Source organism: Butyrivibrio sp. VCD2006 (genome assembly GCF_000423925.1).
GTDB lineage: Bacteria > Bacillota > Clostridia > Lachnospirales > Lachnospiraceae > Butyrivibrio.
On record NZ_AUIX01000022.1, the window covers coordinates 49,776 to 73,562 of the forward strand.

Here is a 23,787-nt window from a genome sequence, read left to right on the forward strand (position 1 = left end):
CGTTAAACAGTCGAGGCTTTGATGGGGATAAAACAGGATCAGGGCTAAGGAAGATTTAATAGAAATTAAATAGAATTAGGTATTTAAAGGCGCTATCATAATAATGGTAGCGCCTTTTTGCGTTATTGCTAATTCGCAACAGGTTTTTTCTTGAAATGCAATTTTTGACTGTGAGTATGGAGATTATGCACATGAGGATCTTGTCAGCCGGGAAAATTAAAAGATTTCTTTCGCTCATTCTGGTTTTTGCTATGACAGCATTTATGCTTTTTGGGTGCGCATCTTCTTCAGGCAGAAATGATAGCATAAAGCTTAAAAGAGAGCTCTATGTAGGCTTTGCGCAGGTAGGGCATGAATCTGACTGGAGATCAGCTGAAACAAATTCTGTTAAAGAGGCGCTTAGTAAAGAGAATGGGATTACACTGGAGCTGGTTGACTGTGACAATGATATTGATGTCCAGCGCGAGGCGATTCTCGACTTTATTGAAAAGGGAGTTGATTACATTCTCATTGCTCCTATAGTATCTACGGGCTGGGATGATATACTCGAAAAGGCAGAGGACGCCGATATTCCTGTAATAGTAATTGACAGGACTATCGATGATTCCGAGAACTATGTCACATGGCTTGGATCGGAATTTACAGATGAAGGTCTGGCTGCCGGTGAATGGCTAAAGAGTTATGCGAATGAAAAAGGAATAAAGGAGATAAACATTCTGGAGGTAACAGGAAATAAGGGTTCCTCAGCTGAGAATGGAAGAACAGCGGGTTTTCATAAATATATTGAGTATGAAGGCTGGAATATAATAGATTCGCTTGATGGCGAATTCACCGAGGAAGGCGGAAAACGCATCATGGACCTGTTCTGTGAGGAATATGAAGGACAGTTTAATGTGATAGTATCTCAGAATGACAACATGGCTTTTGGAATAATGGAAAGTCTTGATGCCCATGGCATCAGCTATGGAGTTGGGGGAGATGTCATAATTATTTCGTTTGATGCCTGTACCGCAGGGCTTAAGAAAGTGCTGGACGGGTCGATTAACGCAGATTTTCAGTGCAATCCACTTCAGGGACCTGATTGTCTTAAGCTTATATCGGATTTGGAAAATGGCATAGAAGTACAGCCGGAAACAACTATGAGCGAGACCTGGTACGCCGCTGAGGACATAATTCCATCGATAACATACTTCAACAGCATGGGCGAGGAAGTGACTGAGCCTATAGTGGTTGTGGATGAAAAAGCGGTTGAGGATGCTTATTAGAGTGTTGACGATAAAGAGCTGCAACAAAACGTTGCAGCTCATTTTTATGCTCTGCTGTATGCTGAGCGAAGTCTTGAGTTATAAGAAGCTCTGTTATCAATATTTCTCATGTGCGATTCTATGCTGTGAGAATCTCCTGCTCCCGAAGAAGCAGCAGATGTAGTCATAAGATCATCTGAGAGACTTGCGAGCATCTCTCTTAGAAGAGAGCCCTGTCCCTGATATGATGAAATTACGTTGTCTTCATCAGAAGTATCCTCCAGTGCTGAAGAGAGAGCACTTGTTCCAAGAGAATTATCCAGAAGTGACTTGTAGTTAGAATAGCTGCTTATAGCGGAAAGCGCTGAATCCTGAAGTGAACTCAGTGCAGAATTGCCATTATCATCTTCCGTGCCTACTGCGAGGTCGGAGAAAAGACCTGATGTAAAATCAGCGTTGTCAGTAAGAGTATTATCCAGGGAATCCTTCATCATAGCAGTGTAGAGGTAGTTTTGAAGAATCAGATTACTCCTGGCTTCACCATCAGCAGTGCCATCAGATGCTGCACCTGCGATACCAATGAGTCTGTCCCTGGCCTCTTCTGCCAGTTCGCTGGCTATGGTCTCGGCAGAATCTTCAGAGGCAGCTGTCTGTCCTAAAAGATCCGATTTCATGACCATTCCGAGGATGCTTGAAAAGGAATTTGCGCTTGCAAGAGCGCTGGTGGAATCAGAGACATCAAGAGAGCTTCCGAGACTGGCTAATGCAGAAGCACTGCCAAGGCTGGAAGTTCCGCTAAGTAATCCCCCTGATAATGAATTCAATGATGTAAGATTACTGTAATTTGAAACAACCGAAGAAAGATAATCGTAGTCCATGACTCCCCCCAAAAAACTTTTTTCATCAAAAAAGTGATCCATCCCCGAAAAATCGTAGAACGACTGTAACAAACACAAAGCACAATATATAGTATGTACTTAAATATATTATACCATAAATATGGTGTTGCGGAATGAAAAATTGGGATAATAAGATAAAATAAAAAAGGCAGAAACCATAGCCGGTTCCTGCCTTGATTTATTATATTTAGGGGATTGCGATCAATAATATGGGTATTACAGATTCACAAATATACTTGTGCTCTGGTTAAGTCTCTCTGTTACCTTGTTGTTGTCAAGCATAGCATTGTCGATGCCCTGAATCTCGCCTACGATTTCAGTGGAGTTCGATGCGGAAAGACCAATGGCTTCTGTACTCTGCTTAACTGATTCTGTGATGGATTCAACGGAATCAGCCATGCGATCCATGATGGTGTTAAGGTTATCTGCTTTGTCTGAGAATTTTCCAAGCATATCGTCCATCATGATAGCTGCCTGTTCATATTTGTCACCGGTTTCAACGAAAGCATCATAATCGGATATAACGGTATTGTTGATGAAATCGATAACCTCCAGAGCGTTGTTTGAAAGGCTCTTAACAGCAGAAGTTACTTCGTTACTGATAACCTGGATATTGCCGGCAGTCTGGCGGCTGTTTTCGGCAAGTGCGCTGATTTCTTCAGCTACGACTGCAAAGCCCTTACCGGCTTCTCCTGCTCTTGCAGCCTCAATAGATGCGTTGAGGGCCAGAAGGTTAGTCTGGGAAGCGATATCCAAAATGACATTTGTAAGCTCGTTGATCTGTGATACTTTTTCGCTATCCTTAACAGAAATCTGAAGAACCTCGTTAAGCTCTGTGATCTTGGCGCCGGTGTTTTCTTTCTTCTGCGTTGCGGCAACCTTGATCTCATCAGCCTCTGTCTTGATCGAAACTGCTGTCTGTGCACCTTCAGCTGCTTCTTTTCTAATGTCGTCTGCTGCATCCTTGACTTCGTCAAGTCTCTCGGTGATCTGGTCAGCCGTGGTTGAAACTGTATCCATGCTTGCAGAGAGCTCCTGCAAAGCAGCAGAAGTATTTGTGATGTTATCACTTGCTTTCTGAATCTGATCAGTCATTTCATCTGCTGAGGATGTAAGGACATCGGCGCCGTCTTTTACATCGCGGATGATTCCCTGAAGGGTGCTTATGAACTGATTGATTCCATCTGTGATGGACCACAGCTCAGTTTTGGTTTCGGTCTGAATGCGGGCGGTAAGGTCACCTTTTCCTGCATTTATATTATCGATAATCGCGCCTACTTCGCTCGAGATGGCATTGATCTTGCGGCTTATTCTTGTGATGCTGAGGACAAGTCCTGCAAGAATGAATAATATGATGAGAATGATGCCTATAACAGCATTTTTAACAGACGCGTTCAGTGTGAGCTGTAGATAATCACTAAGGCCGGTTGACAGGGATTGAATTGATGCTTCAGCGGCATCATAGCTTGCGTTTAGGCTTGTCATGTTTGGATAGTATGTTGATGAAAGAACCGCAAATGCAGGCTCCATATCTCTTGCCAGACAGCTCTCCATTATCGCGTTGGCGTCTGCAAGGAATGCATTAAGTGAGCTCTCAAGCGCCGCGTACTGTTCTGGTCCTTCGGCAACCTGGGTTACCATAAGGCTTGTGCTAAGATATTCAGTAAGATCAGGAATTTCTGCCTCTGCAGCTTTCAGTGTATCAGCATAGCCTTGTAATGTCTCCGCATCTACGCTCTCCATGCTTGCTGCACCTATGAGAGCGCTAAGGCTGCCATCAATCTGCAGAGTAGCTTGACGAAGTTTTCCTTCTGCTATCAAGGTATCAACCTCATTTGTGCTAGCCATAACAGCTGTAAACATCATGGTTTTCATACCATTGACCATTACAATGGTCATGATTATTACGGCCACCAAAATTATGATATTAACGGCCATGTTCTGGAACAGGATTGTCTGGAAGAACCCGCCTTTTTGCGAACTCATCTCGGTGGTTTCATTTCTCTCGTATGCCATTTTTTTCGCCTCCCCATAAGGTCAAAAAGAAAAGAGTATGGGTCTTTCACACAATTCCAAAAGAATGAGCTAATGAACCATAATAGTTACTAGATATATTATATCGCCTTATAGAAAACCAAATTATAAAATAACAATAAAAAATCGAAAAAACGATAATAAAACGAAAGTAAAACAAACAGTTTTTTGATTTCTCAATGTGGATTACTACTATATCTAAATGTTAGGAATTAAGTTATTATAAATTTAGAGATAATTTCATTAGAGAAAAGAGATCAATTGATGCGGGCTGAAAAATCTACAACAAAAGACAAGAGAAAAATAGCCGGTGGTAACGAAAGAGCACATCAGGGTTTTAGTAAAGAGCATCCACTGATCATAAATGGAAGAATCTATACTCAGAAGGTAACCGGAGTACAGCGCTATGGTATAGAAATCATTAAGTGCATGGATGAAATGGTAGAACCGGGGGAAGTGATTCTTGCTCTTCCGCAGGGTGAATTGAAGACTAAGCCTGAGCATGAGAATATTGAAATTGTGACTTTTGGAAAAGGAAGCGGCAACAAATGGACGCAGATTGATCTGCCATTGTACGCTTTAAGAAAGAGGGGAATAATCCTTACACTTGCGGGAATAGCACCCATAATAAAGCCTGATAATGCCGCATTTCATGACATTGCTTTCATCAGATATCCCGATTCATACAGCAGAAAATTCAGATCGATGTATAAGCTGGGGTATTCTCTGACTATTCGTAGATGTAAGAGAGTTATAACAATCTCAGAGTTTAGTAAAAATGAACTCATGGACTACTATGGTGTTCCAGAAGACAAAGTAATAATTGCCGGAAATTCAGCCCGGCACATCATTGATGGGGAAGGAAGTACTCGGGATACGACGTGTTCTCAGGATTATAAAGTCCTGTCAAAATGGGGAATCAGAGAGAATGAAAGCTACTATCTGAGTGTGGGAAGTAAGAATCTGCATAAAAATCAGATGTTCATCAAAAAACTCGCTCAAAAATACCCTGACAGGAAATTTGTGGTTGTAGGGGAGAATAATGATAATGTCTTTGGAAGGGATTTATTCTCCGGTGAAGCAGAGGACTCATCAAGTAATGTAGGAAACCTGCTTATCACGGGATATGTGACGGATAATGAAATACGATCATTATATAAATGTGCTCATGGGTTTATTTTTCCATCTCAATATGAAGGATTTGGAATTCCTCCAATGGAAGCTATACTTTCGGGTGTAAAGCATATCGCACTTGCGGATATTCCTGCTTTGAAGGAGATATACTCGAGAGGATGCTATTTTTTTGATCCAGCGGATGTTGATTTATTTGATATTAAAATGTTAGACGATGAGCATTATGCAATAACGGATGAAATAAGAGAATTCTACGCGGATAAATATTCCTGGAAGAACTCAGCAAAGAGCATTATTGATGGAATCTAAGCTGTGCAGAGAATTTATAAAGAGGGTTTATGAAAGTAGCGATTGTTCATGACTGGCTTCCTTTCATGGGAGGCGCTGAAAATGTGATAATAAATATGCATGAGGTTTTTCCCGATGCACCAATATATACTTCTATGTGTAACAAGATGAATTTGTGCAAGACATTGCAGGATGCAGATATACGTACCACTCATCTTCAGAAAACCACTAAGAAGCAGCTTAATCACAGGAAGCTTTTCCCTTTCATGCCTACTGCAATGGAGAGCATAAATTTAAATGGATATGACGTGGTCATCAGCAGCAGCACAAGTGTTGGAAAGAGCGTGATAACAGGTCCCGATACTCTGCATATATGCTATTGTAACACTCCTATGCGCTATGCCTGGGAGCAGCGCCACAACTATATCGGACCGCTTGTTGGCAAGGGCTCTTTTAAGAATAAGATGATCTCATACTTCATGACTTTTATGAGGGTGTGGGATTATGCATCATCGGCCCGCGTGGATGTCTTTGTCGGTAATTCCGTGAACGTTGCGAGGCGTATACACAAGCACTATAGAAGAGATGCTTATGTGATCCATTGTCCTGTGAGAATGAGCATGTTTCATATATCCCCCGAGGATGGGGATTACTACCTTTGTGTCTCAAGGCTTCAGGAATACAAGGGAATTGAACTTGCAGTAAAGGCGTGCACTAGAGAAAATCTGCCTCTGTATGTCATAGGAACAGGACCAATGCGGGATAAACTTGAAGCAATGGCAGGTCCTACGGTTAAGTTCCTTGGGTACGTACAGAATGATGAGCTGATTGATTACTATGCGAAGTGCAAAGCTCTTATCTTTCCGGGAGTTGAGGATTTTGGAATAACCCCTCTTGAAGCTCAGGCTTGCGGACGCCCTGTGATTGCCCTTGGAAAAGGTGGAATCCTTGAAACTATAATAGAGAACGAGACCGGTGTGTTTTTTAATGAGGCCACACCGGAAGCCTTGATAGATGCTATACATAGATTTGAAAAGCTTAAGTTTGATAAGGAAAAACTCCGGGCTCACGCAATGGAGTTTGATGAGAGCGTATTCCGCGACAGGCTTAAGCGATTTGTCGAAGAGCAATATGCGATTTTCAAGAGCAGGCAGCTTGAGGGCATAACGGTGTATAAATAAGGCGTAATAAGAAAGAGCCTTCTTAGTTGTAGATAGAACGAAAAAAATTAAAGCCTTCCCCTTGGGGGCGCACAACGTCCGGGGGACGTTGGTTTTGCGCCGACCGGAGCGGAGCGAAGACAAGGTGGCACGAAGTGCCGGATGAGGGGCTAAATGGAAACCACACTCGAACGTATAGAAGAAATATACGCCTATCGTGAAATGATATTCACTCAGGTTCACAGGAATCTCCGCGGCAGATACAAAGGATCTGCCCTTGGTTTTCTATGGACTTTTTTGAATCCTCTATTTCAGCTCATTGTTTATACTATTTTGTTTTCAGTAATCATGCAGAATAAAATCGAACAGTATTCACTATTCCTTTTTGTGACGCTGATTCCCTGGATTTTCTTTGGAACATGCATGAGTGAAGGAAGCGGGTGCCTTCGGGACATGGAGGATATGGTCAAAAAAATATATTTTCCCAGAGAAGTAATCCCGATCTCGTACGTGGTCAGTCAGTTTATAAATATGTTGCTCTGTTTCATAATAGTGTTAGTGGCGCTACTTGTGGCCGGGAGGCTCACAAACCCTGCGGTTTTTGTATTTTTGCCGCTCATTATGGGAATTGAGTTTTGCCTGACTATAGGACTTGTATTCATTACAAGTGCATGGTGCGTGTATCTTAGGGACGTTAAATATATGATGACTATCATCACCATGGCATGGCAGTTTATGACTCCGGTTATGTATTCCGTGGATATGATTCCGGGAAACCTGGTAAAGATTTTTTATTTGAATCCGATGACTTCAGTAATAGTGGCGTATAGAGATATCCTGTATTACCAGCAGGCTCCTGAAATCGATACTCTTATTATTGCGTGCATAATGGGAATCGGATCCCTGGTTGTAGGCTGGCATCTTTTCAATAAACTAAAGCGCAAGTTTGCGGAGTATCTATAGTAAGCGTTAAAAGTATTTGCCGAATACTTACTATTTAATTATCATAATAAATCCGGAGATTTAAGATGCAGGAAGAATACGCTATTGAAGTTGATAATATAAAAAAGAGCTTCAGAGTATACCATGATAAAGGCTTTACCCTGAAAGAACTCTCACTTTTCAAGAAAAGAAGAGGCTACGAGATCCGTAATGTAATTGATGGCTTAAGCTTTAAGGTTAAAAAAGGCGAGGCAGTTGCCTTGGTTGGCCACAATGGGTGCGGCAAAAGTACTACTCTTAAAATGCTCACAAGGATTATTTATCCGGATTCGGGTAACATCACCATGCGCGGCAGGGTTTCCAGTCTTCTTGAGCTTGGAGCCGGATTCCATGCTGATATGACCGGAAGAGAGAACATTTTCATAAATGCTGCTATCTTTGGGCTCACTCACAGAGAGATTGAGGAAAGAATTGATGATATCATAGCTTTCTCTGAGCTTGAGGAATTCATTGACAACCCGGTAAGAACCTATTCCTCCGGAATGTACATGCGGCTTGCTTTTGCGGTTGCAATAAATGTTGATGCAGATATTCTCCTCATCGATGAGATTCTTGTGGTGGGAGATGCGGCTTTTCAGGTTAAGTGCTTCAATCGCCTAAGAGAAATCAGGGGGAAAGGGACGACCATTGTACTTGTTTCTCATTCCACAAGACAGATTGAGCAGCTTTGCGACAGGTGTATCTGGATTCACGATGGGAAAGTAAGAGCCGATGGTAAGCCCTGTGATGTTAATCCACTGTATCTGGACTTCATTGCAAAAAGAGGCTCGGAGTATAAAGATGCTAAAGAAGATAAGACTAAGTATTTCGAGGTCAAGAGATATGGCAGTGGCGAAGCGCAGGTATCCGAAGTCAGGCTTTTGAAAAACGGAGAGCCTGCTCTTGGATTTGATGCGGAGGATCCGTGTACAATTCACGTGGATTATACGGTCAGGGAATGCGTGGCGGATGCTGTTTTTGGAATCAAAATATATAGAAATGACGGTGTTCTCTGCTATGGCACCACGACTAGGGCTGAGCATCTTAATAGAATAGAATTATCAGAAGACGGGAGCATTGAATTTATCATGCCAAGGCTCGCGCTGATTTCCGGGGAATACACCATAGACATTTCAATTGAGACGGGGGAGGAGTACCCAGTTGACTATTGGAAAAGCGTCGCAAAGTTCAATGTTACATCTAGCATAGAGGATGAGGGCACGACCCGCATGGAGCATCAGTGGAAGCTTGGTAAAATGGACTGACAGAAGTATCAATAAGAGGTCTGTGAAGCATCTGATATGAGTGTTGATAGAAGCGTTTGGGGGAGAGTTTTAATTGGGGAAAAGAGTACAACTTACAACTAAAGAAAAGACAGCTATTTTTGTAATCTTCCTTCTTCACGTGGCATTTCTTTACCTGCTTTCTGATTACAGCAAGGCGATGGAGACTTATCCGGACGAGATAATCTACTACGACATTGCTAAAAGTATTTTTGAGGGAAAGAGCTTCATGCTCCACGGCGTAGAGCTTAAATTTACCAAGATTGCTTATTCATTGGTTCTTCTTCCGACGTTTTTAATCAAAAACGTTGTTCTGCGAGTTCGCGCCATCATGCTGATAAATTCGGTTCTTATGTCGCTCTCATTCATTCCCGGTTATCTGATATGCAAGGAGCTGGAGGTGACGGATAAATACTGCCGTCTTGCAGCAATTCTTATCTGCTTTTGGCCGGATATTGTCATTTCAGGGACCTTTATGTCAGAAAACCTGTATTTTCCTGCTACTGCCTTCGCCTTTTATTACATTCTTCTTTCGTACAAATATGAAAAAAGAAGATATACAGTGATAGTGCTGGTGCTGTCATTTCTTGCATACTTTACCAAAGAAATCGGGATTTGCTTGTTGCTTGCTTATGTGGCTACAGAGGTGGTGACTGCGATTTTTGGGAAAAGACGGGACGCATCTAAGATGGATGCGAATGTCCGTGGGGGCAAAACATCAGCTCCCTGGCGAATTTTCATATATCTGGCAGCAGCCGGTTTTGTCTATCTTTTAGTTCATATTTTTTTCTTTGGAGGAATATCAAATTTCTATATTAAAAGCGGAGCCTTGGATATCCATTATTTCATGAATTATCAGGTGATTCTGTATTTGATTTATGGATTCTTTTACACTTTGATAAGTACAGTTCTTGCATTTTGGGTTCTACCAGTAACTTTGCCTTTGGTAAATTATAAGAAGATGAGCTGGGTGTGTCGCAAATACATGCTGTTTACAGTGCTATTGATGCTTGGCTCCGTATTTGTGATATCAGTTACCATAACAGCCAGAGAGGACTTTGGAAAGGCAATTCCGGGGGTGCATCTCAGGTACCTTGCAGGAATTATTGTTCCTTTTATAAGCATTTTCTTTGCATACTTGTCCCAGAATGATAAACTTGTTAAAGGGAAAGCGCTCTTGATTAACATAGGGCTTCTTATTTTGGCGAGCTTCGTTTTCAAAGGTATTTATAACACATGCACTACGGGAACCATAGGATTACAGTATATTTATGTGATTCGAAAAATTGTTGGCGCCGTTTGGAGTGTTTCTGATAGCATGTCGGTTATCTATCCGGCAGGTGTTGCGACGACCTTAGGATTTACCGTTTTCATATTGATAATTCATTTTGCTGCTAAGAGAGGAAATAGCCTTGCGGTTTTCGTTTTTTTCTGTGGCGCAATGCTGTTGTCGGCTATGAACATTGCCATAGGCTGTTTCAATGTCTATCATACTTATGTTGATGATGAGGATATGATTGCCGAAATGACGGAACTTGATGAATACTTTGAAAACAATGGCCTTACGAATAAAAATTTCGCTTTTATTGACGAGAGCCAGTTTTCGGAGGAGAGTAAGGTCTATGATCTATATTTCAGATCTGCTGACAGACTATACATGATACCGGACGAAGACTTAAAAAATTATTCCGGAGTTTTGGTGGAACCGATAATCAGGAACTCATATATTCCGGAGAATATAGATTTTTTTATAGTGACGAACAAAGGGGAGCCCTTCGAGGATATGATAAGTGGGGTGACGCTTATTCCGGAACTGACCGGAAATAATTACTCCGTATACAAAAATAATGATCCTGCAACTATGGAGCGGAAGGAAACATATAAATAATGGGAACTGCAAACAAAAACTCCGATGTGCTGATAATAATTCCTGCATATAATGAATCGGAAAATATCGAGAATATCGTTGATGAGATCACCACGGGATATCCACAGTATGATTATGTGGTCGTAAACGATGGCTCATCAGACGATACAGCGCGAATACTGAAGAAAAGAGGCTACAATCACATAAACTGCCCCATCAATCTTGGTATTGGCGGAGCAATTCAGACAGGCTATCGCTACGCCAAGGCGAATGATTACGAAATTGCCGTTCAGATCGATGGAGATGGACAACATGATCCTGCCTATATTGCTGAGATTATTGCACCGATTGAAAAAGGCGAAGCTGATTACGTCATCGGTTCAAGATTTGTGAATAAAGAGGGCTTTCAGAGCTCCTTCACCAGAAGGCTCGGAATCCATTTCCTTAGCGGACTTATTACCGTCCTCTGTTTTCACAGGGTAAAAGACGTGACCAGCGGCTTTAGGGCAGTCAACCGCTTCTTCATAAACGTCTTTGCTGAAAACTATCCCATAGATTATCCTGAACCGGAGGCAATCCTGGATGCGATAATGAGACGAAAGAGAATTCTTGAGCTTCCTGTAGTTATGAGAGAGCGTGAGACAGGAAAGAGCTCAATTAACTTCAAGAAGTCAATTTACTATATGATCAAAGTGACGCTGGATATAATTGTGTGCCGAATCAGCTATGGCATAAGGAGATAAATGATGTTTCAAATAATACCTAAACGGCTGACGATAGTTTTTGTTCTGAATTACTAGATCACGGAAAAGGCAAATATTTATTTGGTAAAATGTATAAAAAATACGTTTTTACAAATAAATATTTGCCTTTTCTTTATATTATGATATTATACAGGCAGGAGGATTACATTATGCAAGCAATAGTAAGAATTTCTGCACTTACAATAAAAAATTTCAAGAATGTTGCCAATGGAAGAATAGTAATGCCTTTCGCGTTTGAGAAGAAATTTGTAAATGATGAGTCAGAAGTTTTGGGAATTTATGGACAAAATGGGTCAGGTAAGACCGCAGTAGTAGATGTAATGTTCTTTTTACAGCAAATCATGAAAGGTAAGAGCATTCCAGAAGAATTTGCTGATTATATTAATACAGACTCTAATAATGCGGAAATAGAAGTGGATTTTAATATATTTGTTGAAAAGATCATTTACGAGACCACATACAAAATCATATTTAGAAAAGACTATAATGGCGTAACAATTGAAAAAGAAGCACTTAGTTGCGCTAAAAATGAGAATGACGAGCGCTCAAATAAGACTGTATTTTTGGAATTTGTCAGAATGGACTCAGCGCAGATTCTTAGGCCTGCTGTAAGACTTCAGGAACTGTTAGAAGACAATAAAGAAAATAAGACGGATCTGATTGTCGCTAGAAAAATGGCTGAAAAGAGTAGGTGCTCTTATATATTCGGGGAAAACAGCAGAGATATTTTTTGCAAGAAATATACGAATGCATTTAGTCAATATTCTTCAATAATCAAGATTTTATATGAATATGCTGTAAAAGATTTGTTTGTAATTCGCAATTCTCATTCCGGTTATATAACGGCACAGGTAATTTTACCAATGGCTTTCAAGCTTGAAAAGGATGGCAAGGGCAGGAAAGGGGATTTGCCGGTATTACTTTGGGAACCAGTTGTGCTATCTGCAGAGGAGAAAACAATCCTATATGGGATTGTTGATCAGATAAATAAAGTGATTAGTGAGATTATTCCAGGATTACAGATTGGGGTTAAAGAGCATGGTAAACAGGCGCTGGATAATGGTGAAGACGGATGGAAAGCGGAGCTTGTTTCAAAACGTGAAGGACAGACAGAAATACCCATTAGAATGGAGTCTGAAGGAATTGTAAAAATTATCTCCATCCTTAGTGCTTTGATTCAGGCCTATAATCAAAAAACAGTATGTTTGGTAATCGACGAATTGGATGCAGGAATATTTGAATATATGCTCGGAGAACTCTTAGATATCTTTAATACAGATGGGAAAGGGCAGCTTATTTTTACATCCCACAATCTTCGGGCATTAGAAATGTTGGATAAAGATAATATTATGTTTTCTACAGTTAATCCTGACAATCGGTATATACGTATGAAAAAAATCAGAGAGACTAATAATCTGAGAAAGCAGTATATTAAAAGTTTGACCCTAGGAGGACAGGACGAAGTCATATATGATGAAACAAACAGCTTGAAAATAGCCAGGGCTTTCAGAAAGGCTGGGAAGAAAATTGGGGGATTATAAGAAAAAAGTAATTATTCTGATAGTTGAGGGATCAACAGATAAAGCGGCATTAGGTACTATAATGCAGGAATATTTTTCATCTGAGGAAGTTGCATTTTTAGTGGTTCGTGGCGATATTACTACAGAATTATATGTGACAAAAGAGAATATTGTTTCGCGCCTTAATGATAAAGTAGAGCAACTTATGAACAAATATGGTTATGATCCGGAAGATGTGGTAGAGATAATCCATATGGTTGATACGGATGGCGCATTTATAGATTCGGAGTCAGTTGTTGATAATGAAGCTGCAGAAGAGACACTATATTACACTGACCATATTGAAACCAAAGACGTAAATGGTATCGTAAAACGTAATGAGCGAAAGAGCGGCATTTTGGAAAAACTATATTTAACAGGGCATATTTGTGATAGCTTAAGTGATACCGGAAACGGAATAAAATATAGGGTGTATTATAATTCCTGCAATTTGGAGCATGTACTATATGGAGAATTAAAGCCTTATACTGACGAGGAAAAGGAAGAACTTGCAGATGACTTTGCTGAAAAATATGAGGGAAACGTAGAAGGGTTTATAGAATTTATCCTAAATCCTGAATTTGCGGTTACAGGACCATATAAAAGAACATGGACTTTTATAGAAAAGGAAAAGAACTCTTTAAATAGATATACAAATTTGGGGATAATATTTACTAAGGAATAAGTATTTTCTCCAGCCGGTTTTCTAGGATCAAAGTGACGCTAGATATAATTGTGTGCCGAATCAGCTATGGCGTAAGGAGATAAAAAATGTTTCAAATAATACCTAAACGGCTGACGATAGTCCTTATCATCGTCATTGTTGCCTACTTCACTATAATTCTTTCACTACTGAAGCATAAAAAGCTAAACATGAAGTACACACTACTGTGGCTCTTTACAGGAGTGGCTTTTCTGATACTTGTGTTAAGACCAGAGATACTAGTCTGGTTCCTGAGAATGATTGGAATTGTTGGAACCATGAATGGACTTTTCCTCGTTCTGATTGGATTCCTGATAATGCTTGTTCTTTCGCTCACAAGTATAGCTTCACGTCAGGCAAGTAGAATAACTAAACTTATCCAGACTCAGGGACTACTTGAAAAGAGAGTAAGGGAGCTTGAGGAGAGACTGGATAAGGAATAAATTCCGAGGGTAACGATCAAGAAAGGTAATCTTGTTTCGGGAAAGGATAATACAACTCAAAATGGGATTTACAAAGCGTGAAATTTTGCAGGAGTTTTTTAGAGATGGGGAAACGAGACATAAGTATTATAATATGCATAATAAGTGCTATTTTGTGGGTATCATTTTGGGATAAGAATACAGATACTTTTTTTCAAAACTATTTTCTTTTGGGGGTTGTAGCTTTAGCGGCAGGAATATATAGATATTATTTAAAAACGTTCAGATCGGATTTATCTAATATATTGTTATCTGCTTTATTCTCTTTATCAGTATTATTAGCGAATTATGACAATATTTATAATGTAAAACAATGGATTTGTCTTTTTATATTTGGAGTGGTTGTTTTTGAAAACTGCATATTTTTGCTTGAAGTAATAATTACTAAAGGGCATGATGCTAATGAGTATTCTAAAAAAGAAAAACTGGTATGGCGAATAATTACATTTGTCTCAGTAGCTGGTGTTGATTTTTATTATTTACTAAATGTTGCCTGGCCAGGCATTGCTACTGTCGACAGTATTGCTATGATAGGCTTCTTCCTTTCCGGAAATTATACGAACCATCACCCGTACTATATGATTAGATATATGAAAGTACTATATGATATTTCAATGGCTATTTGGGGAAATATCAATTCTTTTGTTGCGCTTTTCAGCGTGATTCAAGTGTTGGTTGTCAGTGCCTTCTTTGTGTATTTTGTGGATACTATGATGAAACAGAAGTTGTCGAGAGTTATTATTGCTGTGACAATTATCGGATATACATGTTTACCCTATAACATCAAATATAGCGTGACAATGTGGAAGGATATTCCGTTTTCTCTTTGCTTAACCGGGATAATGGCTTCATTTTTAAGAATTATCAGATGTGAGGAGCAAGAAAACAAATTTGACTATATTATGATGTTTCTCTGTACACTCGGTGTGGGAATTTTAAGAAATAATGGCTCGTACTGTTTGATAGTTTTTGTATTTGCGTTATGGATTTTTAGAACACACATAAAGAAAAAGATGTTACTGGTAGTAATTGTTTCAACAGTTCTCGGTATATTTATGAATGGACCGATGTTGGATTTGCTAAATGTTAAGCCAACTGAAACAATAGAATCACTATCAATTCCGATTCAGCAAGTAGCCAGGGCTGTTGTAGATGATGGCTATATTAGTAAAGAACAGAAATCAGAGCTTAACCATTATTTGCCAGTAGATAAAGTAAGAGAACTCTACTACGAACGATCGAGTGATCCGGTTAAGACATTAGCATTGGAAACCATTACGGATGAGAATATCAAAGATTTTTTGATTCTGTGGGCTAAGATTGGTTTAAAAAATCCTGTTTGCTATTTTAAGGCATGGGTTGATCAGACGAAAGGCTTTTGGTGCGCGGGAATACCGAATAATATTTGGTGGAAACCGATGATAGTTGAAAATTCGTTAGGGATTCAGAGCAGGTTTCCTGATAGTTCAGAGACGAATCCTATGGAAGAGTATATATGCAGTTTTACGTCAAAATCATCCTTGAGATTATTTATTAGCATTGGTTTATTTATTTGGATTATGTTTGCACTAATACTAATCCATTTGAAAAGGAAAGATTATTCATATTTTGTTATGTGTTTACCACTCATAGTATTATGGGGCACATTGTTGATAGCTTCTCCGGTAAATGGAGAATTCAGATATATTTATTCTCTGTTTTTAGCAATGCCATTATTATTATTTGAAAATGGGGTAGCTAAGGAATAAAATGGAAAATGCTGCTGAAGATGCTGCTTCAATAGCAGAAGTTATAGTTTATTGCATGATGAAGATGGGATATGTAAATAACGGAATTTTGTAGGAGACTTCTTAAGCGATGGTAAAACGCGATATAAGTATTATTTTATGTATAATAAGTGTTATTTCTTGGGTGTCTTTTTGGGATAATAATACAGATACTTTTTTTCAGAATTATTTTCTATTAGGGGGATTTGCATTAGCAGCAGTTTTTCATTATAAAAAAGAAGTTAAGTTGGATTTTCTAAATATATTGTTATCCATAATATTTTCCTCATCAGTGATGTTGGCTAATTACAAATATGTTGATGAAATAAAACAATGGATAGGACTTTGGCTGTTTGGAATAGTTATTTTTTACAATTGCATATATTTACTGGAAATGCTGATAAATAAAGCACATAAGTCTAATGAATTCCCCATAAAGGAAAGATGGATTTGGTGTATATTAACATTTGTTTCAGTAGTTGGCATGGACTATTATTATCTATTTACAGTTGCTTGGCCAGGTCTAGTTACTTATGATAGTACAGCTATGATAAGGTTTTTTATTCTAGAGACTTATACTAATCATCATCCTTATTACATGATTCGATATATGAAAGTTTTATATGATATTTCTATGGCTATCTGGGGAGATATCAATAGTTTTGTTGGACTTTATAGTGTGATTCAGGTATTAGTGGTAAGTATGTTTTTTGTATATTTTGTTGATACATTAGTTAAACAGAAATTACCTCGAATATGTATCGTTTTAACAATCATGGGGTATACATTCCTACCTTATAACATAAAATACAGTGTTACTATGTGGAAAGATGTACCGTTTGCACTTTGTTTAACAGGAATAGTAGCTTCTTTTATCAGGATTATTAGATGTAGCGAACATGAATGCAGATTTGATTATTTAATGATGTTCATGTGTACACTTGGTGTTGGAGTGCTGAGAAATAACGGAGTATATTGTTTGTTGGCATTTGTGTTTGGGTTATGGATTTTTAAATCACAAATTAAGCGTAAAATGATTATTACGGTATTTGTTTCGATGGTTATAGGGATAATAATGAATGGGCCATTATTAGGATTGTTATCTGTAAGCCCAACAGAAACGGCCGAATCCCTTTCAATACCTATTCAACAGATATCAAGAGTTATCGTTGATGATGGTTATTTGAGCGAAAATCAAATAACAGAGTTGATAAATTACTTACCTGTAGATAAAGTAAAGGAATTATATGTTGATAGTGGGAGTGATCCGATTAAGTCATATGCGGTAGGAGTCATAACTGAAGATAATATTACAAATTTTTTGACTTTATGGGCAAAAATCGGAGTCAGGAATCCCATATGTTATTTACATGCTTGGATAGACCAAACAAAAGGCTTTTGGTGTGCGGGATTTCCCAATAATGTTTGGTGGGATCCCATGATTTTTGATAATGATTTTGGGATAAAAAGTTCATTCATAGAGAGTGCAAAGACTAATCCTATTGAAGAATATATATGGAAATATAGATCAAAGGCATCTCTAAGTATCTTTATTAGTATTGGGTTACATATATGGATAATGTTTGCACTAGTGCTAATACATTTCAAGAAAAAAGATTATTCATACTGCATCATGTGTTTGCCTTTAATAGCGTTATGGGGGACATTGCTAATAGCATCTCCTGTGAATGGAGAATTTAGATATCTTTATTCAGTGTTTTTGACTATGCCATTGCTATTATTTGAAAATAGGGCTTCTGAGAAATAAGGTGAGGAATCATACTATTCAGAGAAACGAATGATTACAATATTTGCGAGCGAGCATTTGCATAGCAATCTATATTGTTTATTCTTTTGCTTATGCAGAAATTATTTAAGAGTATATATCTGACAAAACTATTTTATGTTATTGCTGGGCTGTTTCTAATTGGGAGCGCTGAACGGTTTTTTGTGGGGAGCAATTGTTTCATTATCATTGTTTTATATGCTGTTGTTACGGTGGGTACAGCGGCCATATCATTTTTTTATTTCATTGATTTTGGAAAAATTTAGAAAAATGTTTTGTAGTTGAATGTAAATTGAAAAGATGATAAAGTACAAAGAGTTTTTTGCTTTTTTAGCTTTTGTGAATTTAGAGGGATAGTCTTAGAAAATGAGCAGGATACTGATATCCTACTCGTCGAGAATACCAACGGTTTCGCTGATATGTCATTTGATGAGTAAGGTGAAAAATGAATATGGATGTGAAATTAGGGAAATGGCTGTTGTTGATGTCCGGACCCAAGATATAGAATGGGCAGATGCAATTCTTTTTGTGAGACCATTTGAGGTTGGAGCTTATAGGATAATCGAGGCAGGCAAAAGAGCAAACAAAAAAATAATTGCATATCTTGATGATGATCTCCTCAATCTTCCGGAAACATATCCTAATATAATACGAAAAGTTCTGACAAAGTCATTATATAAAAGAAATTGTGAATACTTAATTAAAAGTCTGAAATTGTGTGATGTTCTTTGGGGATCAAATCCATTTTTATTAGAAAAGTACAGTAAGTATGTAGATAATGGAAGATATGAAATCACAGATGTGGCGTATGATTTCGATGATGTGGTAAGTCCCGGTGCTTGTGATGGAGAATTTAAGATTCTTTTTGCAGGTAATGGGGATCATGTTAAGTATTTGAATGATTTTATAATTCCTTCAATAAATAAATTGGTAGAGAGAAATCATAGCATTTCTTTTACTTGCATCGGGATTGATCCCGGAGCGCTTGATAAGTGCAAAGGGAAAACTGAATACATACCATGGATTAGAGATTTTGACGAGTATAATCGCCTGATCATGAGTAGAAAGTTTGATTTGGGAGTTGCTCCCATAATGAATGACGACTTTCACAGATGCAAGTATGTTAATAAATTTATAGAGTATTCCAGATATGGTATAGTTGGAGTTTATTCCAATGATTATCCATATAAAATGGTTGTGGTTGATGGACAAAATGGTTTTTTGGCTGATAATAACATCGAGTCGTGGACTGATAAATTGGAATATGCGATACGGCATCCAAAGGAGTGTCAGGATATGATAAATAATGCACAGGAATTGTGCCGTCAGAAGTTTTCTGCTAAGCAGATGACCGGTTCTGTATATGGGAAGATTCCGGAATTATTTGAAGGGGTATTCGATAAAAATACAGTAAAATATCATCCTACATTGTTTATGAACTATATCAGGAAATATGTGACCATATTAGTAGAAAAGTATGAATACAGTATGACTCAAAAAAACATAGAAAAAGATTCCACATCAGTTTTGCTTGTATATGCAGGCTACACAACAACAACAGAATTATTGGAAAGTATAGTCGACAGAGCAACAAAAAAGAATAATGCTCATTTAGTCGTTAGAGAGAGTACAATAGTAACGGCCAAGGATATCAGGAATGCAGATACCGTTATTTTTTGCAGAGGTGCTGATCCCTATATGGCCAGAATCGCGGAGGCGGCAAAAAAAGCTCAGCGTACGACAGTTTTGTATTTGGATGATGATTTGTATGGAGTCTATCGAGGAACGCTATATGGGGATGCGTTGTTAAAGTGTTTGACAAACTGTGATATACTATGGGCATCGAATCCTCACATATATGATAAGTATAAAGAGCTGTCACCTGCGATCAGGTTTGTAGAGGGTAAGGTATTTGATCCTATTGATAATTTGTTTGACATGTCATATGCTGATGAGGAGTATTCAATTTTATATGCAGGATCTCCTGCTCATATAGAGACTGTTCAGAAAATGATTGTTCCCGCGTTAAACGAGGTGAGTAAGAGTTTTAATAAGTTTAGAGCAGTATTTATAGGCTTCAAAGAAGAGTCCTTATCGGGTTGTGAATTCAAAACCAAATATCTTCCATGGTCAAAAAGCATGGATGATTACAGAGAAATGGTTAAAGCATCCGGTTGTCACATAGGTCTTGCGGTTATCAAGGATGATGAATTCGGTAATTGCAAATATTATAATAAGTATCTTGAGTACTCAAGAATGGGAATTGCGGGTATATATTCTAACGTAATTCCATATCGGCTTGCAGTTAAGGACAGCGTTAATGGGTTAATTGTTGATAACACATCTTCAGCCTGGGCTTCAGGAATTCTTCAGTTATTAAAAAATGAAGATAAAAGACAACAGATAATTCAAAATGCGCAAGAAGATCTCCGCAGAAATTTCATTGTGGAAGATGTAGTTGATAAATTGGCTGCTGATATGCCTGAGTTATGTGCATATCATGCCCCGGATATCAAGGTCAGATATCATACAAATCGTTTACTACACCAATTAAATTTTATTTGGCGTAAACATATAGCTTCAAGATTTTAAGGAGGATATAGAAGATGGCTATTCAGTTATTTAAAGCGAAATATGAGGTTGATGAGTGCCTTGCTGAGATCAGAGAATGTTTAGAGGTGGGCTGGACAGGACTCGGATTTAAGACAGTTCAGTTCGAAGATGCATGGAAGGAGTATACAGGTCTTCCTTTTGCACATTACCTCAATTCTTCAACAATTGGTTTATACCTTGCTGTTGAGATTCTTAAGGAAGAGAACGGCTGGCAGGATGGAGATGAGGTTATCACAACTCCCCTCACATTCGTGTCTACAAACCATGCTATCCTTAAGTCTAACCTTAAGGCTGTATTTGCTGATATTGATGATACAATGTGTCTTGATCCTAAGTCTGTAAGAGAGAGAATTACCGATAAGACTAAGGCAATTATGTATGTTGGTCTTGGCGGTAATACCGGTAATTATAAAGAAATCGTTAAAATTTGTAAGGAGAAAAATCTTAAACTTATTCTTGATGCTGCTCATATGGCAGGTACAAGAGTTGATGGTGAGATTCCCGGATCGGAAGCAGATGTAGTTATCTACTCATTCCAGGCTGTTAAGAACCTTCCTACAGGTGATAGTGGAATGATCTGCTTCAAGAATGGTAACTATGACGAAATCGTTAGAAAGAAAGCATGGCTGGGTATTAACAAGGATACATATGCTAGAACAACTAACATGGGTAACTATAAGTGGAAGTATGATGTTGAGTATGTAGGTGACAAGGCTCACGGTAACTCAATCATGGCTTCTATTGGTAAGGTACAGCTTAAGTATCTTGACAGAGATAATGCATACAGACGTCAGCTTGTAAGATGGTACATGGAGAGACTTTCAAAGCATGCTGATAAGATTAAGTTTGTAAGAATCGAGGAAGGTTGCGAGTCTTCATGCCATCTTTTCCAGATTATGGTTGAGAATAGAGACGAGCTTATGCTTCACTTAAACGCAAACGAGATTTTCCCAGGCGTACATTATTCTGATAACACAAATTACAGAATGTACTCATATGCAAAAGGAACATGCCCTTATGCTGAGTATGTAAGTGACCATACATTAACACTTCCTATGAACCTTTATCTTACATATGATGATGTTCAGTATATTTGTGACAAGGTAATTGAGTTTGTTGAGAAGAATTAAGAGGGCTTATGAATCATAGTTTTGAATTAGAATCAAACAAGATTATCTTAAAGCCGATGTCTTCTACAGACAGTGAGAATTATCGAGTTCTTAGAAATAGAAAAGATAATATTAGCTTTTTCTTTTCAGGAACAGAAATAACAAAAGATCAGCAAGCTAATTGGTATAATGAATATCTTGCTGATGAAACACAGTATATGTTTAGTATTTATGAGACCGATTCCGCCATGTATATTGGCGGAATCGGAATTTATGATGTGGATAATTCAAATGGCTGTGCTGAAGTTGGCAGGATAATCGTTGATAGAGAGCTTGCTGCAGGCAAGCATTATGGTGCAGAGGCAATTAGATTGTTGGAGGTATTAGCAAAAGAAGAATTGGGATTAAAACTTCTTTATGCCAATATCTATTCTACTAATGTCCCGAGTCTCAAATCTTTTTATGGCGCGGGGTTCGTCAAGGATTGTGAAAAAGAAGGCATAACAAAAGTGATATATGATATAGGTGAAAAATGAAATATTTAAAGAAATATTTTAGTGGTATCTATAAGGATAGATATGTATTGAGAAGCTTAGTCAAACAGGATCTGCAAATGAAGTATAACAGATCAGTATTAGGCGTTGCTTGGCAAATTATAACACCATTAGGGTTATCTATTATTATAGGACTTATATATTCAATTATTTATGGAGTTGATCCAAAAGGATTTATTCCTATACTTTTTTCAGGATTAAATCCATGGGTGTTTTTAAGTGGTAGCGCTGATGGTGGCACGTTTGCTTATATAAGTGCCGAAGGTTATTTAAAGCAAACACAGGTTAGTCCGCAGATATTTCCAATCAGAGTTGTTTCAGTTAATTTTGTTAATCTGGTATATAGTATGGTAGCATACTTTGTGGTCTTTTTGATTTTAAGTCCATCTAGTTTTGGACTTAGTATGCTAATGATTATCCCGGGATTGTTGGTGATATATTTAGGAGGATTAACTCTTGCTAATATGTCAAGTGCTATAACTATCCATCTAAGGGATTTTCAGCCACTTCAGAGTTTGGTACTGCAAGGTCTTTTTTATGTGACGCCGATAATATACACGACATCAATGATGGACGATAAAGGATTTTCAATCATTTATCGTGCAAATCCATTTTATTATTTGATTAACGCTGTAAGATCACCGGCATTGGGAAACGATTTTAATTTTGCAGTATTAGAAGAATATCTGATTGTTTTAGCGGTTACTTTTGTGGCCTTTTTGATCAGTGCGGTTATTACTGTTAAAAACAATCATGGAATTGCAATGAAATTATAACTAGGAAAATTTATGAGTCAGATAAGATTAGAAGATATAAATTTAGTTTTTAATGTTTGGCATGAGAAGAGAATTAAAGATATTTTAGTTCCAGGTAGCAACAAATTTAGTTCCTTTAATGATGGCAAAGTTCATGCCCTTAATAATGTGTCATTTTCGTTGGAAGATGGTGATAGGCTTGCTATTATTGGTCACAATGGTGCAGGTAAGAGTACCCTTCTTAAATTGATTTCCGGCATATATCCGCCTACAAGTGGCAATCTTATAGTAGAAGGAAATATTTCTAGTATGTTTGAGTTAGCTACCGGTTTTGAGATGGAACAATCGGGGTGGAATAATATTCGACTTAGAGGACTCATGCTGGGATTAAAACCTTCTGAAATAGAAAGTAAAATGGACGAGATTGCTGAATTCTCAGAGTTAGGGAATTATTTAAATATGCCTGTTAAGTATTATTCTTCTGGTATGTTTGTAAGGTTAGCATTTTCAATATCTACTTCTATAGAGCCAGATATATTGCTGCTTGATGAAATTATTGCAGCTGGAGATGCAGCGTTCCTAGAAAAAGCTAATGCAAGATTGCACAATATGGTAAATACTTCCAAGATAATGATCTTGGTAACTCATAGTATGCAATCAGCAGTGGATATGTGCAACAAGTGTATTTGGATGGAAGCTGGTAAGATTATAGATAGCGGTTCGCCTGAAGAGATAACTAAAAGATATATAGAAGATTCTATGAAATAAGTTAAACTAATTGATAACGAAGTATTATAAATGAATTA

The 23,787-nt window shown here is 38.1% G+C and carries 19 protein-coding genes; 17 read left to right on the forward strand and 2 right to left on the reverse strand.

The window, feature by feature from the left end:
* The first annotated feature begins 191 nt into the window (after nucleotides 1-191).
* Nucleotides 192-1,265 carry an ABC transporter substrate-binding protein gene (locus G586_RS0109585; RefSeq protein WP_035772926.1) on the forward strand — a complete coding sequence of 358 codons (1,074 nt, stop codon included), beginning with the start codon at nucleotides 192-194 and terminating at the stop codon, nucleotides 1,263-1,265.
* Nucleotides 1,266-1,309: 44 nt separating this feature from the next.
* Here the strand turns inward: G586_RS0109585 and G586_RS0109590 are convergent, their stop codons facing one another.
* Together G586_RS0109590 and G586_RS0109595 are read right to left on the reverse strand one after the other, a co-directional pair.
* Nucleotides 1,310-2,122, reverse strand: a complete 813-nt coding sequence (locus tag G586_RS0109590; RefSeq protein ID WP_026527596.1) for a hypothetical protein — start codon at nucleotides 2,120-2,122, stop codon at nucleotides 1,310-1,312.
* Nucleotides 2,123-2,359: 237 nt separating this feature from the next.
* The gene (locus G586_RS0109595) at nucleotides 2,360-4,159 is read right to left on the reverse strand and encodes a methyl-accepting chemotaxis protein (RefSeq protein WP_026527597.1); all 1,800 of its coding nucleotides are present in this window, start codon (nucleotides 4,157-4,159) and stop codon (nucleotides 2,360-2,362) included.
* Nucleotides 4,160-4,441: 282 nt separating this feature from the next.
* On the opposite strand from G586_RS0109595, the gene G586_RS0109600 reads away from it, so the two are divergent.
* The 16 genes from G586_RS0109600 to G586_RS0109680 all read left to right on the forward strand — a co-directional run bounded on the left by G586_RS0109600 (nucleotide 4,442) and on the right by G586_RS0109680 (nucleotide 23,749).
* Nucleotides 4,442-5,620 (forward strand): glycosyltransferase family 4 protein, encoded by a 1,179-nt coding sequence (locus tag G586_RS0109600; RefSeq protein ID WP_026527598.1) that lies wholly within the window; start codon nucleotides 4,442-4,444, stop codon nucleotides 5,618-5,620.
* Nucleotides 5,621-5,649: 29 nt separating this feature from the next.
* A complete protein-coding gene (locus G586_RS0109605) occupies nucleotides 5,650-6,780 on the forward strand; it encodes a glycosyltransferase (protein WP_026527599.1) in 1,131 nt (376 codons plus the stop codon).
* 153 nt (nucleotides 6,781-6,933) lie between these two features.
* On the forward strand, nucleotides 6,934-7,722 hold the full coding sequence (locus tag G586_RS0109610) for an ABC transporter permease (protein ID WP_026527600.1): 789 nt from the start codon (nucleotides 6,934-6,936) through the stop codon (nucleotides 7,720-7,722).
* Nucleotides 7,723-7,787: 65 nt separating this feature from the next.
* Nucleotides 7,788-9,005 (forward strand): ABC transporter ATP-binding protein, encoded by a 1,218-nt coding sequence (locus G586_RS0109615; protein ID WP_026527601.1) that lies wholly within the window; start codon nucleotides 7,788-7,790, stop codon nucleotides 9,003-9,005.
* Between the two features lie 73 nt (nucleotides 9,006-9,078).
* Nucleotides 9,079-10,911, forward strand: coding sequence for a hypothetical protein (locus tag G586_RS0109620; RefSeq protein WP_026527602.1), 1,833 nt, complete (start codon nucleotides 9,079-9,081; stop codon nucleotides 10,909-10,911).
* On the forward strand, nucleotides 10,911-11,633 hold the full coding sequence (locus G586_RS0109625; protein WP_026527603.1) for a glycosyltransferase family 2 protein: 723 nt from the start codon (nucleotides 10,911-10,913) through the stop codon (nucleotides 11,631-11,633). The genes G586_RS0109620 and G586_RS0109625 overlap by 1 nt, the downstream gene beginning before the upstream one ends.
* Before the next feature lie 170 nt (nucleotides 11,634-11,803).
* A complete protein-coding gene (locus G586_RS0109630) occupies nucleotides 11,804-13,195 on the forward strand; it encodes an AAA family ATPase (RefSeq protein WP_330363260.1) in 1,392 nt (463 codons plus the stop codon).
* A complete protein-coding gene (locus G586_RS0109635; RefSeq protein WP_026527605.1) occupies nucleotides 13,182-13,898 on the forward strand; it encodes a hypothetical protein in 717 nt (238 codons plus the stop codon). The genes G586_RS0109630 and G586_RS0109635 overlap by 14 nt, the downstream gene beginning before the upstream one ends.
* Nucleotides 13,899-13,984: 86 nt before the next feature.
* Nucleotides 13,985-14,359, forward strand: a complete 375-nt coding sequence (locus G586_RS0109640; RefSeq protein ID WP_026527606.1) for a DUF2304 domain-containing protein — start codon at nucleotides 13,985-13,987, stop codon at nucleotides 14,357-14,359.
* A 104-nt stretch (nucleotides 14,360-14,463) separates the two neighbouring features.
* On the forward strand, nucleotides 14,464-16,146 hold the full coding sequence (locus G586_RS0109645) for a DUF6020 family protein (RefSeq protein WP_026527607.1): 1,683 nt from the start codon (nucleotides 14,464-14,466) through the stop codon (nucleotides 16,144-16,146).
* 109 nt (nucleotides 16,147-16,255) lie between these two features.
* Nucleotides 16,256-17,932, forward strand: coding sequence for a DUF6020 family protein (locus tag G586_RS0109655; RefSeq protein WP_026527608.1), 1,677 nt, complete (start codon nucleotides 16,256-16,258; stop codon nucleotides 17,930-17,932).
* A 456-nt stretch (nucleotides 17,933-18,388) separates the two neighbouring features.
* Nucleotides 18,389-20,542: a glycosyltransferase gene (locus G586_RS0109660; RefSeq protein ID WP_155834083.1), complete on the forward strand. Its 2,154-nt coding sequence runs from the start codon at nucleotides 18,389-18,391 to the stop codon at nucleotides 20,540-20,542.
* 14 nt (nucleotides 20,543-20,556) lie between these two features.
* Nucleotides 20,557-21,693: a DegT/DnrJ/EryC1/StrS family aminotransferase gene (locus tag G586_RS0109665; RefSeq protein WP_026527610.1), complete on the forward strand. Its 1,137-nt coding sequence runs from the start codon at nucleotides 20,557-20,559 to the stop codon at nucleotides 21,691-21,693.
* Nucleotides 21,694-21,701: 8 nt separating this feature from the next.
* Nucleotides 21,702-22,208, forward strand: a complete 507-nt coding sequence (locus G586_RS0109670) for a GNAT family N-acetyltransferase (RefSeq protein WP_026527611.1) — start codon at nucleotides 21,702-21,704, stop codon at nucleotides 22,206-22,208.
* Nucleotides 22,205-23,002 (forward strand): ABC transporter permease, encoded by a 798-nt coding sequence (locus G586_RS0109675; RefSeq protein WP_026527612.1) that lies wholly within the window; start codon nucleotides 22,205-22,207, stop codon nucleotides 23,000-23,002. The genes G586_RS0109670 and G586_RS0109675 overlap by 4 nt, the downstream gene beginning before the upstream one ends.
* Before the next feature lie 12 nt (nucleotides 23,003-23,014).
* Nucleotides 23,015-23,749, forward strand: a complete 735-nt coding sequence (locus G586_RS0109680; protein WP_026527613.1) for an ABC transporter ATP-binding protein — start codon at nucleotides 23,015-23,017, stop codon at nucleotides 23,747-23,749.
* The last annotated feature ends 38 nt before the right edge of the window (nucleotides 23,750-23,787 follow it).

Coding starts and splice junctions, on each gene's coding strand:
- G586_RS0109605 (WP_026527599.1), top strand. CDS start 5,650: ATGAAAGTAGCGATTGTTCATGACTGGCTTCCTTTCATGGGAGGCGCT.
- G586_RS0109670 (WP_026527611.1), top strand. CDS start 21,702: ATGAATCATAGTTTTGAATTAGAATCAAACAAGATTATCTTAAAGCCG.
- G586_RS0109615 (WP_026527601.1), top strand. CDS start 7,788: ATGCAGGAAGAATACGCTATTGAAGTTGATAATATAAAAAAGAGCTTC.
- G586_RS0109610 (WP_026527600.1), top strand. CDS start 6,934: ATGGAAACCACACTCGAACGTATAGAAGAAATATACGCCTATCGTGAA.
- G586_RS0109590 (WP_026527596.1), bottom strand. CDS start 2,122: ATGGACTACGATTATCTTTCTTCGGTTGTTTCAAATTACAGTAATCTT.
- G586_RS0109655 (WP_026527608.1), top strand. CDS start 16,256: ATGGTAAAACGCGATATAAGTATTATTTTATGTATAATAAGTGTTATT.
- G586_RS0109680 (WP_026527613.1), top strand. CDS start 23,015: ATGAGTCAGATAAGATTAGAAGATATAAATTTAGTTTTTAATGTTTGG.
- G586_RS0109625 (WP_026527603.1), top strand. CDS start 10,911: ATGGGAACTGCAAACAAAAACTCCGATGTGCTGATAATAATTCCTGCA.
- G586_RS0109665 (WP_026527610.1), top strand. CDS start 20,557: ATGGCTATTCAGTTATTTAAAGCGAAATATGAGGTTGATGAGTGCCTT.
- G586_RS0109640 (WP_026527606.1), top strand. CDS start 13,985: ATGTTTCAAATAATACCTAAACGGCTGACGATAGTCCTTATCATCGTC.
- G586_RS0109675 (WP_026527612.1), top strand. CDS start 22,205: ATGAAATATTTAAAGAAATATTTTAGTGGTATCTATAAGGATAGATAT.
- G586_RS0109595 (WP_026527597.1), bottom strand. CDS start 4,159: ATGGCATACGAGAGAAATGAAACCACCGAGATGAGTTCGCAAAAAGGC.
- G586_RS0109600 (WP_026527598.1), top strand. CDS start 4,442: ATGCGGGCTGAAAAATCTACAACAAAAGACAAGAGAAAAATAGCCGGT.
- G586_RS0109645 (WP_026527607.1), top strand. CDS start 14,464: ATGGGGAAACGAGACATAAGTATTATAATATGCATAATAAGTGCTATT.
- G586_RS0109630 (WP_330363260.1), top strand. CDS start 11,804: ATGCAAGCAATAGTAAGAATTTCTGCACTTACAATAAAAAATTTCAAG.
- G586_RS0109585 (WP_035772926.1), top strand. CDS start 192: ATGAGGATCTTGTCAGCCGGGAAAATTAAAAGATTTCTTTCGCTCATT.